The sequence below is a fragment of the Streptomyces sp. NPDC111520 genome, assembly GCF_055635295.1.
Genome location: NZ_JBVKBW010000007.1, coordinates 247,671 through 261,813, shown reverse-complemented (window position 1 = coordinate 261,813; position 14,143 = coordinate 247,671). Strand labels below are relative to the sequence as shown.

The 14,143-nt window shown below is 71.6% G+C and carries 14 protein-coding genes and 1 riboswitch; of the genes, 9 read left to right on the top strand and 5 right to left on the bottom strand.

Annotation, left to right across the window (positions count from 1 at the left end; all coding sequences use genetic code 11):
• Positions 1–3 precede the first annotated feature (3 nt).
• On the top strand, positions 4–1,185 hold the full coding sequence (locus ACZ7MY_RS18790) for a 4-hydroxybenzoate 3-monooxygenase (RefSeq protein WP_499603064.1): 1,182 nt from the start codon (positions 4–6) through the stop codon (positions 1,183–1,185).
• Here ACZ7MY_RS18790 and ACZ7MY_RS18785 read toward each other — a convergent pair.
• Positions 1,182–1,877 carry an alpha/beta hydrolase gene (locus tag ACZ7MY_RS18785; RefSeq protein WP_499603063.1) on the bottom strand — a complete coding sequence of 232 codons (696 nt, stop codon included), beginning with the start codon at positions 1,875–1,877 and terminating at the stop codon, positions 1,182–1,184. The genes ACZ7MY_RS18790 and ACZ7MY_RS18785 overlap by 4 nt on opposite strands.
• Positions 1,878–2,086: 209 nt before the next feature.
• On the opposite strand from ACZ7MY_RS18785, the gene ACZ7MY_RS18780 reads away from it, so the two are divergent.
• A complete protein-coding gene (locus ACZ7MY_RS18780; RefSeq protein ID WP_499603062.1) occupies positions 2,087–2,881 on the top strand; it encodes an SDR family NAD(P)-dependent oxidoreductase in 795 nt (264 codons plus the stop codon).
• 97 nt (positions 2,882–2,978) lie between these two features.
• On the opposite strand, the gene ACZ7MY_RS18775 is transcribed toward ACZ7MY_RS18780, so the two are convergent.
• The gene (locus tag ACZ7MY_RS18775; RefSeq protein WP_499603061.1) at positions 2,979–3,551 is read right to left on the bottom strand and encodes a TetR/AcrR family transcriptional regulator; all 573 of its coding nucleotides are present in this window, start codon (positions 3,549–3,551) and stop codon (positions 2,979–2,981) included.
• A gap of 190 nt (positions 3,552–3,741) precedes the next feature.
• On the opposite strand from ACZ7MY_RS18775, the gene ACZ7MY_RS18770 reads away from it, so the two are divergent.
• The 3 genes from ACZ7MY_RS18770 to ACZ7MY_RS18760 all read left to right on the top strand — a co-directional run bounded on the left by ACZ7MY_RS18770 (position 3,742) and on the right by ACZ7MY_RS18760 (position 5,777).
• The gene (locus ACZ7MY_RS18770; RefSeq protein WP_499603060.1) at positions 3,742–4,452 is read left to right on the top strand and encodes a molybdopterin-dependent oxidoreductase; all 711 of its coding nucleotides are present in this window, start codon (positions 3,742–3,744) and stop codon (positions 4,450–4,452) included.
• A complete protein-coding gene (locus ACZ7MY_RS18765) occupies positions 4,436–5,074 on the top strand; it encodes a cytochrome b/b6 domain-containing protein (RefSeq protein ID WP_499603059.1) in 639 nt (212 codons plus the stop codon). The genes ACZ7MY_RS18770 and ACZ7MY_RS18765 overlap by 17 nt, the downstream gene beginning before the upstream one ends.
• Positions 5,075–5,327: 253 nt before the next feature.
• On the top strand, positions 5,328–5,777 hold the full coding sequence (locus ACZ7MY_RS18760; protein WP_499603058.1) for a phospholipase: 450 nt from the start codon (positions 5,328–5,330) through the stop codon (positions 5,775–5,777).
• Between the two features lie 63 nt (positions 5,778–5,840).
• Here ACZ7MY_RS18760 and ACZ7MY_RS18755 read toward each other — a convergent pair whose 3' ends face one another.
• Positions 5,841–6,338: a peptidylprolyl isomerase gene (locus tag ACZ7MY_RS18755; protein ID WP_018562386.1), complete on the bottom strand. Its 498-nt coding sequence runs from the start codon at positions 6,336–6,338 to the stop codon at positions 5,841–5,843.
• Between the two features lie 93 nt (positions 6,339–6,431).
• Here ACZ7MY_RS18755 and ACZ7MY_RS18750 point away from each other — a divergent pair, with 93 nt between their 5' ends.
• The gene (locus tag ACZ7MY_RS18750) at positions 6,432–7,064 is read left to right on the top strand and encodes a GNAT family N-acetyltransferase (protein WP_499603057.1); all 633 of its coding nucleotides are present in this window, start codon (positions 6,432–6,434) and stop codon (positions 7,062–7,064) included.
• Positions 7,065–7,128: 64 nt separating this feature from the next.
• Here the strand turns inward: ACZ7MY_RS18750 and ACZ7MY_RS18745 are convergent, their stop codons facing one another.
• The gene (locus tag ACZ7MY_RS18745) at positions 7,129–8,136 is read right to left on the bottom strand and encodes an aldo/keto reductase (RefSeq protein WP_499603056.1); all 1,008 of its coding nucleotides are present in this window, start codon (positions 8,134–8,136) and stop codon (positions 7,129–7,131) included.
• A 632-nt stretch (positions 8,137–8,768) separates the two neighbouring features.
• A riboswitch (cyclic di-AMP (ydaO/yuaA leader) is annotated at positions 8,769–8,960 on the top strand.
• 2 nt (positions 8,961–8,962) lie between these two features.
• Here ACZ7MY_RS18745 and ACZ7MY_RS18740 point away from each other — a divergent pair.
• The 3 genes from ACZ7MY_RS18740 (at position 8,963) to ACZ7MY_RS18730 (ending at position 13,279) form a co-directional block, all read left to right on the top strand.
• Positions 8,963–10,102: a transglycosylase family protein gene (locus ACZ7MY_RS18740; RefSeq protein WP_499603055.1), complete on the top strand. Its 1,140-nt coding sequence runs from the start codon at positions 8,963–8,965 to the stop codon at positions 10,100–10,102.
• A 208-nt stretch (positions 10,103–10,310) separates the two neighbouring features.
• Positions 10,311–11,126, top strand: a complete 816-nt coding sequence (locus ACZ7MY_RS18735; protein ID WP_499603054.1) for an SAM-dependent methyltransferase — start codon at positions 10,311–10,313, stop codon at positions 11,124–11,126.
• Complete coding sequence (locus ACZ7MY_RS18730; RefSeq protein ID WP_499603053.1) at positions 11,123–13,279, top strand: putative bifunctional diguanylate cyclase/phosphodiesterase; 2,157 nt, start codon at positions 11,123–11,125, stop codon at positions 13,277–13,279. The genes ACZ7MY_RS18735 and ACZ7MY_RS18730 overlap by 4 nt, the downstream gene beginning before the upstream one ends.
• Here ACZ7MY_RS18730 and ACZ7MY_RS18725 read toward each other — a convergent pair.
• Complete coding sequence (locus tag ACZ7MY_RS18725) at positions 13,276–14,076, bottom strand: alpha/beta fold hydrolase (protein ID WP_499603052.1); 801 nt, start codon at positions 14,074–14,076, stop codon at positions 13,276–13,278. The genes ACZ7MY_RS18730 and ACZ7MY_RS18725 overlap by 4 nt on opposite strands.
• Positions 14,077–14,143 lie beyond the last annotated feature (67 nt).

The window sequence follows — 14,143 nt, the reverse complement described above, 5'->3', positions numbered from 1 at the left end:
CACATGCAGCACCACACCACCGTCGGCATCATCGGCGGCGGCCCCGCCGGCCTCCTGCTGGCCCGCCTGCTCCACGCCTCCGGCATCGACTGCGTCGTCCTGGAGAGCCGTGAACGCGACTACGTCGAGCAGCGCCAGCGCGCCGGGATCCTGGAGCAGGGCACGGTCGACGTGCTGCGCTCCTCCGGCGCGGGCGAGCGGCTGGACCGCGAGGGCCTGGTCCACGACGGCATCGAGCTGCGTTGGAACCGCCGTTCCCACCGGCTGGACTTCCCCACGCTCACCGGGGGCCGGCGCGTGTGGGTCTACGCCCAGACCGAGGTCGTCAAGGACCTGATCGCCCTCCAGCTGAAGGACGGGGCGCCGCTGCTGTTCGGCGCCCATGCGCACTCCGTCGAGGGCGCCGACACCGACCGCCCGGTGGTCCACTACCGCCACGGGGGCCGGGAGAAGACCCTCACCTGCGACTACGTCATCGGCTGCGACGGCTTCCACGGCGTGACGCGGGCGGCGGTCCCGGAGCACGCCCGGCAGACGTACGAGCGGGTGTACCCCTTCTCGTGGCTGGGCATCCTGGCCGACGTCCCGCCGTCCTGCGAGGAGTTGATCTACGCGCACTCGCCCCGCGGGTTCGCGCTGCACAGCATGCGCTCCGCCGAGGTCAGCCGGCTCTACCTGCAGGTGCCGAACGGCACCGATCCCGCGGACTGGTCCGACGCGCGGATCTGGGACGAACTGGACGCCCGCTTCGCCGTCGACGGGGACTGGAAGCTGGAACGCGGCCCGATCACCTCGAAGGCCGTGCTGCCGATGCGGAGCTTCGTGACCGAGCCGATGCGCTGGGGCCGGGTCCTGCTCGCCGGGGACGCCGCGCACATCGTGCCGCCGACCGGCGCCAAGGGGCTCAACCTGGCGGCCGCCGACGTCATCGTGCTGGCCCGCGCGCTCGCCCACCTTAAGGAGACCGGCTCCACCGCCCTGCTCGACGCCTACTCGGACACCTGCCTGCGCAGGGTGTGGCGCGCCGAGCACTTCTCCTGGTTCATGACCACGACCCTGCACACCGACCCGGGGCAGAGCGACTTCGACACCCGGCTGCAGATCTCGCAGCTCGACCGGATCGCCGCCTCCCCGCACGCGGCGGCCGAACTCGCGGAGAACTACGCGGGCCTGGAGATCGGCTAGGCCAGGGCGAGCTCGTGCCGGACGAGCCGGGCGAGCTCGGAGGGCCGGGACAGGAAGGGGGAGTGCGAACTCGCCAGGCGCAGTGTCCGGTCGGCGCGCCGGGCGAAGACCTCCTGGACGGGGGGCGGGAGGGCGTGGTCCGCCTCGCAGACGATGTAAGTGCTGGAAATCGTCCGCCAGGCGACCGCGGTCAGCTCCTGGGTGTTGGCGACGTAGGACTGGTAACCCATGGCCGCTGTCGCCTCCTCGGCGAGGCCCCGGTCCACGTCCGTGTAGAACACGTCGACCGGTTCCGCGACGGTGAGGAAGTCGCCCGCTCCTTCCTGCCGGTGGAACTCCCACCACGAGGCGGGTTCGCCGCCCACGCTCGACAGCAGGGAGTCGCCCGCGTCGAGCTGGAACCCGGCGAGGTAGACGATGCTCTTGACCCGGGCCGCCCCGGCGAGCGCCTGGGTGGTCGGGATGCCGCCGTAGGAGTGCGCGACGACGACCACGGGCCCGTCGACCGCCTCGACCGCGGCCCTGACGGCGGCCGCGTCGGAGTACATGTCGCCCAGTGCACCGGGGTCGTCGCCGCACGAGGTGAGGGCCACGGTGCGGACGTCGACGTCGGGCAACTCGTCGACGAGGAGTCGCAGGTGCTCGGGCTTGTGCCAGGCTCCGGGCACCAGCAGCAGCGACGGCAGGGTCATGCGAACCTCACTTCACGTGTCGCCTCGTCTGGGGTGGGTCGTTCGCCGGGCGGGTCTTGATCGCGTTCCCAACTAAAGGGTGTGCGGTCCGCGCGGCGACTGATCCTCGCGGCATGTCCTGTGCCGTGGGGCCGGGCGGTGGACGCCTGCGTGATTCTTAGATTATGTTAGCCATCTAAATTCGTGCGTGACCAGAAAGAGGGATGACCATGTCCACACCGAATGCCGGGACGGCGCTCGTCACCGGAGCGACCGCGGGTCTGGGCGCCGCTTATGCCGAGGAGCTGGCGTCGAGGGGCCGCGACCTGGTGCTCGTCGCCCGCGACCAGGCGCGGCTGGAGGCCGCCGCGGCCGGCCTGGCGGAGCGCTACGGTGTGGAGGTCTCGGTGCTGAGCGCCGACCTGGCCACCCCGAAGGGCATGCGGAGCGTCGAGGACCTCCTGGCGGCCGACCCCTCGATCGACATGCTGGTGAACAACGCCGGCAGCGCCCTGTTCGGCCCCCTGTCCGCGGCGGACCCGGACCGGCTGGAGTCGCTGATCACGTTCAACCTGACCTCCGCCACCAGGCTCGCGGCCGGCGCGGCGAAGGCCTTCGCCGGCCGGGGCACCGGCACGATCGTCAACGTCTCGTCCGCCCTCGCCCTCAACATCCTGCCGGTGAGCGCGGTCTACAGCGGGACCAAGGCGTACATGATCGCGTTCACCGAGGCCCTGGCGCAGGAATTCGCGGACTCCGGCGTCCGGGTGCAGCTCCTGGTGCCGGGAGCGCTGGAGACGGCGATCTGGGACGGCTCGGGCATCGAACTGGACCAGCTGCCCAAGGAGGCCGTCATGACGCCCCGCGACGCCGCGCGGGCCGGGCTCGCCGGTCTCGAGGCGGGCGAGTCGGTGACGATCCCCTCGCTGGCGGAGCACTCCAGGTGGGAGGAGTACGAGAACGCCCGCCGGGAACTCATCCCCGGTCTGTCGCTCACGCACCCCGCCGGGCGCTACGCCGGCTGACACCGGCGCCGGGCAATTCCCGTCTCCAGGGGCCGGGGGCAACCGCCTCCGGCCCTTCGGCGTCGCATGTGTGCCGCCCTGCGGGGGCGGACGGACGTCAGCCGGCCGCCGGCCGAGTGCCGTCGGCGGTGTTCGCCGCCGCTGTGTGCGCGGCGTTGAGAATCCGTTCCGAGAGAGGCGTGCCCGCGGTGGCGCGGGCGAGGAGGATGCCGCCGACGAGGGTGGCGTAGGCGGCCAGGCCGGCCTCGCCGGGCGCTATCCACGCCGCGACTTCCTCGACGCCTTCCGCGTAGGTCTTCCGGTGCTCGGGCCGGCGGGCGACGTCGCCGGCGAAACCGGCCCCGGGGCAGCCGTCGCCGGGGTCGTCCCGGTGCTCGACGGAGCAGTAGGTGCCGAGCAGCGACCTCAACGCCGCCTGGTGTCCGCCGTTCTCCTCTTCCAGCGCCTCGAGGTCCCGCAGGTTGTCGGCGAAGGCCTTGGCGGTCGCCTCGTCGACGAGCGCGGCTTTGGAGTCGAACTGCTTGTAGAAGCCGCCCTGTGTGAGCCCGATCGCCTTCATGACGTCCGCGATGCCGACCGAGGCCACACCGTTCTCACGGAAGAGCCGAGCGGCCGCCGCCACCACCCGTTCCCGGTTGGCCTTTGCCTCCGCCTGCGATACGCGACTCATCCTGCGCCTTCCGTAGTGCCGCCCGCCGTCCGGCGCGTCACGGGTCGTGATGACGACCGGTGGACGGAAACCGGACACTTAAGATTATGCCTGACGTCTATCGGTCGCGCAGGTGCCGGACCCATTACGCCCTCCTTACGCAGCGCCCCGGCGCACCGCAACCGTGCCGCACGGGATTACCGTGAGGGGCATGGATGGCAAGGGCACGCCGGTCGGCCGGCGCGTGGTGCTCGGGATGCTCGGGCTGGGCGCCCTGGGGGTGGCGTTCGGCAGCCGCGCCCAGGACGGTCTGGACTCGGCGCTCTCCCAGGTGGCGGGGAAGGACCCGACGGGGCTCAGCGGGCTGCTCCCCGGGGGCGGCGGCTTCCGCATCTACAACGTGGCGGACTCCGTGCCCCACCGGAACGCCGGCGACTACCGCCTCACCGTCTCCGGCCTCGTCGACCGGGAGGGCACCCACACCCTCGCCGACCTGCGGGCGATGCCGCAGACCCGGCTGGTGCGCGACGTGCAGTGCGTGACCGGGTGGCGCGTGCCCGGCACGCCCTTCGAGGGGGTGCGCCTGTCCCACCTCCTCGACCTCGCGGGGGTGCGGGACGGTGCCGGGGCCGTCCGCTTCACCTGCTTCGACGGGGTGTACAGCGAGAGCCTCACCCTCGAACAGGCCCGCAGGGACGACGTCCTGGTCGCGCTGAGGATGCAGGACAGGCCGGTCACCACGGCCCACGGCGGCCCCGTGCGGCTCTACGTGGCGCCGATGTACTTCTACAAGTCCGCCAAGTGGCTCTCGGGCATCGAGGTCACCCGGGACGTGCGCCCCGGCTACTGGGAGCGCTACGGCTACGACGTCGACGCCTGGGTCGGCCGATCGAACGGACGCAGCGATGACCCGACGTCCTGAGCGGGTGCGCCGGTTCACCCCCGGCGAGCGCCGGGTGCACCGGGCGACGGCCGCGCTGATGCTCGTCTGCCTTGTCACGGCCGCGGCCCTCTACCTGCCGCCGCTCGCCGAACTCGTCGGCCGCAGGCGGCTGGTGGTCACCGTCCACGAGTGGTCCGGCATCGCCCTGCCGCTGCCCGCCCTCCTGGGCCTCGCCTCGCGTGCCTTCCGGCGCGACCTGCGGCTGCTCAACCGGTTCGCGTCGTACGACGGGGGCTGGTTGCGCGACGCACTGCGCCGCGTGCCCCGCGACCGGCGTACGGCGGGCAAGTTCAACGCGGGGCAGAAGCTGTACGCGTCCTTCGCCGCGGGCGCGGTGCTCGTCATGCTCGGCACCGGGCTGCTGATGATGTTCCCGCACCTGAGCGGCGTGGTGTGGCGTACCGGCGCGACCTTCGTCCACGACTGGCTGGCCCTGGCGGTGGCGACCGTGGTGGCGGGCCACCTGTGGATGGCGGCGGGCGACCCCGAGGCGCGGCTGGGCATGCGCACCGGGTTCGTCACCCCGGAGTGGGCCGGCCGCCATCATCCGCGCTGGGAGCACACGGAGCCGGTGGAGCCGGGACCGCCTGACGCCCCGTAGGGGAAGCGTGCAGGCCGTGGGGCCCGCGGGGAACTGAACCAGACCACGGTTTCAGCCTCTTGACGTGCCGTCGACGATCGCTGTCGGCGGCACGTCGTCATGTTCATGCAAGTTTTGCCATCCGGCGTCTACTCGCATAGACCGCCGCGGCTCCATCCTGGCTTCGCACACCAGTACCACCCGTTCGATTCCGCATCCGGTTGCACCCCCATGCCCGCGCGTCACAACGCGCCCGTCAGTGACTGGAGTCCCCATGCGCCGAATCACGACCGGCTTCGCCGCCACCGCGGTCGCCGCCGTCGCCACCGTCGTCCTCGCCGTCCCCGCCCAGGCCGCCCCCGCCGACAAGGCGCAGGTGCTGGCCAGTTGGACCCAGACCAGCGCCTCCAGCTACAACACCTGGTGGTCGGCCCGCGGCAACCAGGGCGCCTGGGCCGCCTACGGCTTCGACTGGTCCACCGACTACTGCAGCAGCTCCCCGGACAACCCGTTCGGCTTCCCGTTCCAGAACTCCTGCGCCCGGCACGACTTCGGCTACCGCAACTACAAGGCGATGGGCACCTTCTCCGCCAACAAGAGCCGCCTCGACAGCGCCTTCTACGAGGACCTCAAGCGCATCTGCGCGAACTACGGCGGCGCCACCGCGACCGCCTGCAACAGCACCGCGTGGACCTACTACCAGGCGGTCAAGGCCTTCGGCTGACCCGCGGAGCACGGCGGCCCGGCACCGGGAGCTCCGGTGCCGGGCCGCTACCGTGGGACAGGGTCAGGCGACCGTGCCGGACTTGGCGATCTCGATGCGGGCGCTGGTGGCGCCGGTGCGCGAGCCGAGCGACTCGACCTTCTTGACGACGTCCATGCCCTCGACGACCTCGCCGAAGACCACGTGCTTGCCGTCGAGCCAGTCGGTGACGATCGTGGTGATGAAGAACTGCGAGCCGTTGGTGTTCGGGCCCGCGTTGGCCATGGAGAGCTGGCCGGGCTTGGTGTGCTTGAGCTGGAAGTTCTCGTCGGCGAACTTCTCGCCGTAGATGCTCTTGCCGCCGGTGCCGTTGCCGGCGGTGAAGTCGCCTCCCTGGAGCATGAAGTCGGGGATCACGCGGTGGAAGTGCGAGCCCTCGAAGCCGAAACCGTGCTCGCCGGTCGCGAGCTCACGGAAGTTCCGCGCGGTCTTGGGGACCACGTCGTCGAACAGGGTGAACACGATCCGTCCGGCGGGCTCGCCGTCGATCGTGATGTCGAAGAACACGTCGTTGCTGTTCATGCCCCCATTTTCGCATCCTGGGACCCGGGCCTCCGACACGCCCCGCGGAAACGCGCTTGACGGGCGACCCGGCCGGACAGCACGATCCGGGGCATGCCCGAACCCGTGATCTTGGAAGGCAGGCACGTCCGCCTGGAACCGCTGAGCGGCACCCACACGGACGGGCTGCTGCACGCCGCCGGCGAATCCCGCGACACCTACGCCTTCACCAAGGTGCCGGACGACCGTGAGGCGATGGCGCGCTACATCGAGGAGGCCCTCCAAGAGCAGGCGACCGGGGCCTCACTCCCCTTCGCCGTACGGGACGTCCGGCGCGACGCGTTGATCGGCTCCACCCGCTTCCTCGACCTCGACTACTGGACGGCCACCCCCGCCTGGCCCGCGGGCCGCTCCGTGCCCCGCACCGGCGCGGTGCCCACGGTCGCCGAGATCGGCAGCACCTGGCTCGCCGCGTCCGCCCAGCGCACCCCCTGCAACACCGAGGCGAAGCTGCTGCTGCTCACCCACGCCTTCGACGTGTGGGGTGTGCTCCGCGTCACCTTGAAGACGGACGCGCGCAACGCACGCTCCCGGGCCGCCATCGAGCGCATCGGCGGCCGCTTCGAGGGCATCCGCCGGGCCCACACCCTCGCCGTGGACGGCACCGTCCGCGACAGCGCGTACTACTCGATCCTCGCCGGGGAGTGGCCCGGCGTGCGCGCCGCACTGGAGGCCCGGCTCGGCTGACCCGGCACCGACGCGCAGGGGCCGGCTCCCGCGGGAGCCGGCCCCTGCGCGCGGAGAGCCGCCGTCACGGGATGCGGACGCCCGCCTCGGCCGAGAGGCGGTCGATCTCGGCCAGCTCGTCGGCGCCGAGCGGGCCCGCGTCGAGCGCGGCGAGGTTCTGGTCGAGCTGGGCGACGCTGCTCGCGCCGATCAGCACGGAGACGACCCGCGGGTCGCGCAGCACCCAGGTCAGCGCGAGCTGGGCCAGCGTCTGGCCGCGCTCCCCGGCGAGCTTGTTGAGGGCGTGCAGGAGGCCGAGCTTCCGTTCGGTCAGGGCGTCGCGCTTGAGGAAGTGGCCGAGCGCCATCCGGGAGTCCGCCGGCACACCGTCCAGGTAGCGGTCGGTGAGCTGGCCCTGGGCGAGCGGCGAGTACGCGATGAGGGCGGTGCCGGTGTCGCCGACGGCGTCGAGGACACCGTCCTCCGGGTCGCGCTGGAGGATGCTGTAGGCCGCCTGGTGGATCAGCAGCGGGGTGCCCAGCCCGCGCAGGATCTCGGTGGCGCGGCGGTGCGCCTCCGCGGGGTAGTTGGAGATGCCGGCGTAGAGGGCCTTGCCCTGGCGGACCGCGGAGTCCAGGGCGCCCATGGTCTCCTCCAGGGGCGTGTCCGGGTCGAAGCGGTGCGAGTAGAAGACGTCCACGTGGTCCAGGCCCATGCGACCCAGGGACTGGTCGAGCGAGGACAGCAGGTACTTGCGGCTGCCCCATTCGCCGTAGGGGCCCGGCCACATGTCGTACCCGGCCTTGGTGGCGATGAAGAGCTCGTCGCGGTAAGGCCGGAAGTCCTGGGCGAAGAGCGTGCCGAAGTTGGCCTCGGCCGAGCCGGCGGGCGGGCCGTAGTTGTTGGCGAGGTCGATGTGGACCACGCCGCGGTCGACGGCGCGGCGCAGCACCGCGCGCTGGTTCTCCAGCGGCGAGGTGTCGCCGAAGTTGTGCCACAGGCCCAGGGACACGACGGGCAGCAGGACCCCGCTGCGCCCGGTCCTGCGGTATTCCATCGAGGCGTAGCGGTCGTCGGCGGCGAGGTAGGGCACGCGAGGGCTCCCGGGCGATGTAAGAAAATGTGCGGGATTGGGAGGCTACCGTCGGTGAATCGGCGCTGTCACGTCCGTTCTCCGGACGCGGCCCGCCGTCCGCCTGCTCTTCTCACCCCGCCGCGGGGGCGGTTGTGGCGCACGCCACACCAACGGCGGCGTGTGAACCGCGCATCCGGGAATCGCCGGCCGCCCCCGGCGGTTGGACCGGGGGTGCCCGTTCGGGCGGGCAGTCAGGGCGCCGCGGCCGGGGGCGGGTTGAACCACAACAGGTCCCGCCTTATCCGGCATTGAGGTGCCTAACCGGACATATGCGCCCACAGTGCATGCGTAGGCAATCGGTACGTGATGGGTGTCACGTACCGGTCACGCAACGGAAACCGCGGGCGACGCATCGTCCACATTTCCTGCTGAATTTCACCGGGCGATATCGGCCGATTACCGTCGGCCAAATTTTCGCCTACGCAGAGCGGACACTTCTCACGTAAAGTCACAGATGCGAATGATCGACTTGCGGTCCGCCGGGGGGCGTGATTCCGCTCCTTGCTCCGGAACGATTCCGTCGTTTAGCTTCCAGATCTCGCAGGACAAATGCCTGCGAGATTCTTCCGGGCGGAACGCCTAGTCCTGCCGCCGCCCGGACGCCGGATGACAAGACCGCACGGCAGGAGCGGGGGACCCAGGTAGTTTGCCGTTCCCGTTGGTCTCGGGACGGCTAGGGGTGAAGTCGCAGCGACATGCCTTTATTTGGTGTGCCATTTTGCGGCCGGGCATCTCCAGCCCGAACCCGACAGCTTACCTCGCAGGCGTCGGAGAGGAATTCGGCATGCCCGGTAAGGGAAAGCACCGTCGTCCGCGGAACACCCGTATCACCCGTATCAGCGCGCTGGCCGGCACCACCGGTGCGGCCGTGGCGCTCCCGATCGTCGGCGCCACCGGTGCCCACGCCGCTCCCGTGAGCGTCTGGGACAAGGTCGCGGCCTGCGAGAGCACCAACAACTGGTCCATCAACACCGGTAACGGCTTCTACGGCGGCCTGCAGTTCACCCAGAGCACCTGGGCCGGCTTCGGCGGCACGAAGTACGCGCCGCGCGCCGACCTCGCGACCAAGGCGCAGCAAATCGCCGTCGCGGAGAAGGTCCTGGCGACCCAGGGCCCGCAGGCCTGGCCCGTGTGCGGCCCGAAGGCCGGTCTGACCAAGGCGATGGCCGACCCGTCGGCCACCCCGGAGAGCGTCTCCGGCACCGCCGCGAAGCCCGCCGCCAAGCCGGCCGCTCCCGCCGTTAAGGCCGATGCGCCGAAGTCCTCCACCAGCGCGCCGAAGAGCGCGGGCGGCTCCTACAAGGTCGCCGGCGGCGACACCCTGTCCAAGATCGCCGGCGCCCAGTCGGTCGAGGGCGGCTGGAAGCAGCTGTACGCGGACAACGAGTCGGTCATCGGCGGCAACCCGAACCTGATCTACCCGGGCCAGGTCCTGTCGCTGGGCGAGAAGGTCGCCACCAAGGCCGCGCCGAAGGCCGCGAAGGCGGCCCCGGCCGCCGCCAAGGCGGCGAGCGCCTCCGGCTACACCACCCCGCTCGACCGCGTCACGCTGGGGACCGCCTACCACCAGGCCGGTGCCATGTGGTCCAAGGGCTACCACACCGGTGTCGACTTCATCGCCTCGACCGGCACCAAGGTGAAGTCGATCGCCTCCGGCACCGTGGTCTCCGCGGGCTGGGGCGGCTCGTACGGCAACCAGGTCGTCGTCAAGCACGCCGACGGCCGGTACTCGCAGTACGCCCACCTCTCCTCGCTGTCGGTCTCGGCCGGCCAGTCGGTCTCCGCCGGCCAGCAGCTGGGCCTGTCGGGCGCCACCGGCAACGTGACCGGTCCGCACCTGCACTTCGAGGTCCGCACCACCCCCGACTTCGGCTCCGACATGGACCCGCTGGCGTACCTGCGCGCCCACGGCGTCAACGTCTGATCGAACCGATCCACCGTCATCCGGCGGTAAGCGTGTGCCCTGTTCCCCTCTTGTCGGGAACAGGGCACATGCCTTTGGTCTGTGACCGAAAACGGATCGAATATTTCCATTTCTTGTTCTTCTCGAACGGTCGGTCAGTAGCCTCTGACGCACGTGGTCGTGTCCACGACCACTCGTCCCGATCGCCGACCACGAGCTGGAGCCGTTGATGGAGCGTCCCGCCTGGGCCCCCCATGGCATCGATCTTTCCGTGCCGAGCGTGTCCCGGATCTACGACTACTACCTGGGCGGCTCGCACAACTTCGAGGTCGACCGGGAGGCCGGACGGCGGGCCATCGAGGCCTTCCCCGGGCTGCCGAAGATCATGCAGGCCAACCGGGCGTTCATGCGCAGGGCGGTGCGCTTCGCCGTCGGCCAGGGCATCACCCAGTTCCTCGACATCGGCTCCGGCATCCCCACCTTCGGCAACGTCCACGAGGTCGCCCAGGCCGCCAGTCCCGGCGCCCACGTCGTCTACGTCGACCACGACCCGGTCGCCGTCGCCCACAGCCGCGCGGTGCTGGAGGGCAGCGACGCCGCCGCCATCGTCGCCGCCGACCTGCGCTCGCCCCGCGACATCCTGGACAGCCCCGAGGTGTGCGGGCTCATCGACCTGGAGCGCCCCGTCGCGCTGCTGCTCGTCGCGGTCCTGCACTTCCTCGAGGACGCCGACGAGCCGGCCAAGGCCGTGGCGGAGCTGCGCGACGCCCTCGCCCCCGGCAGCCTGCTGGTCGTCACCCACGCCTCCGTCGAGGGAGGCCCGCGCGCACCCGAGGAGGGGGAGCGGGTCGAGAACGTCTACCGCAGCGCGAGTTCGCCGCTGATCATGCGCTCGCGGGCCGAGGTGGAGCGCTTCTTCGACGGCTTCGACCTCGTCGAACCCGGCCTGGTCTCCCCGCCGCTGTGGCGCCCCGACGGCACGGACGACGACGAGCTCGACCCGGTCGTCTTCAGCGGGTTCGCGGGCGTCGGCCGCAAGGCGTGACGGTGACGAGAGCACCCGGCCCGGAGCCGGAGCCCGCCGACAGCCTGCGGCGCTTCGCGATCATCTGGAGCCGGGCGATCTACCCGGCCACCGCCACCTCCATGACGCGCGGCGAGTTCGAGGAGTACCTGCTCCCGCTCGCCGCGCGTCTCAACGCCGCCCTCCGCGCGCAGCCCTTCGACCCCCGGCCGGCCGCGGAGGTCGGAGCCGCGCTGGTGGCGGCGCACTGCACCGACCCCCAGGCGCTGGCGCGGATCCTCGACGTCGTCGACGCCTACCTGCTCCTGTACTGCCCGCCCGGCCCCGCCCTCCCGCCGGAGGAGAGCCGTACCCGCTGCAACCGCCTGCAGCACTGGGTGGCCGCCGGATACGCCCGCGCCTTGCAGGAACGCACGCGGACGGAGCAGGAGGCGCTGTCCCGCGCGGCGCTCGCCGCCCGGGCCGCCACCGAACAGGCGCTGTACGAGAGCGAGGTCCGCTTCCGCGCGGTCTTCCAGGACGCCTCCATAGGCATCGGCATCGCCGACATGGACGGCCGCGTCCTGGACGTCAACGCCGCCCTCACCACCATGTTCGGCGGCCTGGAACGCCACATCCGCAGCAGGAACGTCTACGACTGGGTGCACCCCGACGACGCCCCCGAGGTCTGGGAGATGCAGCGCCAGCTCAACCGCGGCGAACGCGACCACTACCGCATCGAGAAGGCCTACTACCGGCCCGACGGCACCGCCCTGTGGACCAACCTGACGGTCTCCCTGCTGCGCGACGCCGCCGGCACGCCGCAGTACATGCTCGCGCTGATGGAGGACATCACCGAGGAGCGCCTGCTCAGCGAGCGCCTGCGGCACGAGGCCACCCACGACGCGCTCACCGGACTGGCAAACCGCAACCTCTTCTTCGAGCGCCTGGAGCAGACGCTGAACGGCCCCGACGGCGTGGGCGTCGGCGTCTGCTACCTCGACCTGGACGGCTTCAAGGACGTCAACGACAGCCTCGGCCACGCCGTCGGCGACCGCCTCCTGGTCGCCGTCGCCGAACGCCTCGAGGCCTGCGTCACCTCACCCGACCAGCTCGTCGCCCGCATCGGCGGCGACGAGTTCGCCGCACTGGTCGTCAACCACGCCAGCCGCGCGGACATCACCGGCCTCGCCGACCTGATCCTGGCCGCGCTCGCCGACCCGATCCGGGTGGAGGGCCGCGACCTGTCCGTGCGCTGCAGCATCGGCATCGTCGAGGGCCGGGCCGGCTCCCTGGGCCCCGCCGAGGTGCTGCGCAGCGCCGACATCACGATGTACCGGGCCAAGGCCGCGGGCGGCAACCGCTTCGAACTGGCCGACCCGGACTCCGACGCGCGCGCCATCACCCGGCACGGGCTGACCAACCGGCTGCCGACCGCCCTGGAGCGCGGCGAGTTCTTCATCGAGTACCAGCCGTTGGTACGGCTCGGGGACGGCAGCGTCCGCGGGGCGGAGGCCCTGGTGCGCTGGTGCCACCCGGTGCACGGGATCCTCGGCCCCGACCAGTTCATCCCGCTCGCCGAGAGCACCGGGCTGATCGTGCCGCTCGGCCACTGGGTGCTGCAGCAGGCCGCCTGGCAGGCCCGGGACTGGCAGTTCCCGCGCAGCGACGGCCATCCGCTGCGCATCAACGTCAACCTCTCGCCGGCCCAGCTCGGCCACCCCGGCCTCGTCCCGGAGACCCTCGCGGTGATCAAGGACGCCGGGCTGGAGCCGGCCGCGCTGTGCCTTGAGGTCACCGAGAGCGCCTTCATCGGCGCCGACGAGGAACTGATGCGCCCGCTGCGGGAGTTCGCCGAACTCGGGATGGCCATCACCCTCGACGACTTCGGCACCGGCTACTCCAACCTGGCCTCGCTGCGCCGGCTGCCCATCACCACGCTCAAGCTCGACCGGTCCTTCACCCGCGGCATGCAGCAGCAGCCGGCCGATCCGGTGGACGTGAAGATCGTGGAGATCGTCGTCGACCTGGCGCACACCCTCGGGCTGTCGGTGACGGTGGAGGGCGTCGAGACCGGCGCCCAGGCCGAACACCTGCGGGCGCTGGGCTGCGACACCGCGCAGGGCTGGTACTACGCCCGGCCCGGCCCGCCCGACCGCCTCCACTCGCTCTCGCTGGTCGACACCACGACCTAGTCACACGTACCGAGGAACCCCAGCAGCGCGGCGTCGAACGCGTCGGGGCGCTCCAGGTTCGGCAGGTGCCCGGCGCCCTCGACGACCACGAGCCGGGAACCGCGCACGGCGGCGTGCATCGCCTCGGCCTCGGCGACCGGGGTGTACACGTCGTCCCGGCCCACCACGATCAGCGTGGGCACCCGGACCGCGGCCAGCACGGCCCCGTAGTCGGGCCGCCGGGCCCGGCCGCGCAGGGCCGCCGCCGCGCCCTCGGCGGAGGTGCCGCGCATCATCCGCAGCACGTGCGCGGCCACGCCCGGGAGCGCGGTGACGTTGCGGGGCGCGATCATCCGGTCCAGCACCTCGTCGGCGTAGCCGGACATCCCCTCCGCCACCAGCCGCTCCGCCATCGCCTCCCGGGCCCGCCGTCCCTCCTCCGTCTCGGCGCCCGGGAAGGTGTCGGCTAGCAGGAGCCCGGTCGTCCGGCCGGGGAACAGGCGCTGGAACTCCATGACGATCTGACCGCCCATCGACAGCCCGCCGACCACGGCCTCCGCGACGCCCAGGTGGTCCATGAGGGCGGCGAGATCGCGCGCGAAGGTCTCCAGCAGGGTGATGCCCGGGACAACCTCGCTCGCGCCGTAGCCGCGCAGGTCCGGTACGACCACCCGGCGGCCGGCCGCAGCGGCGGCCACCTGCGGCGCCCACATCGAACGGTCGAAGGGATGGCCGTGCACGAGCACCAGAGGTGTGCCGGGACCTTCCCCCTCGTCGTCGTACGCCAACGTCACGCCGTTGACCACAGCCGTTGCCACGGGGCTCTCCTCGCCTCGAACGCGCCTGCTCCCGAAGGGGAGTTGACCGCGATGCTAGGTTCCCCTG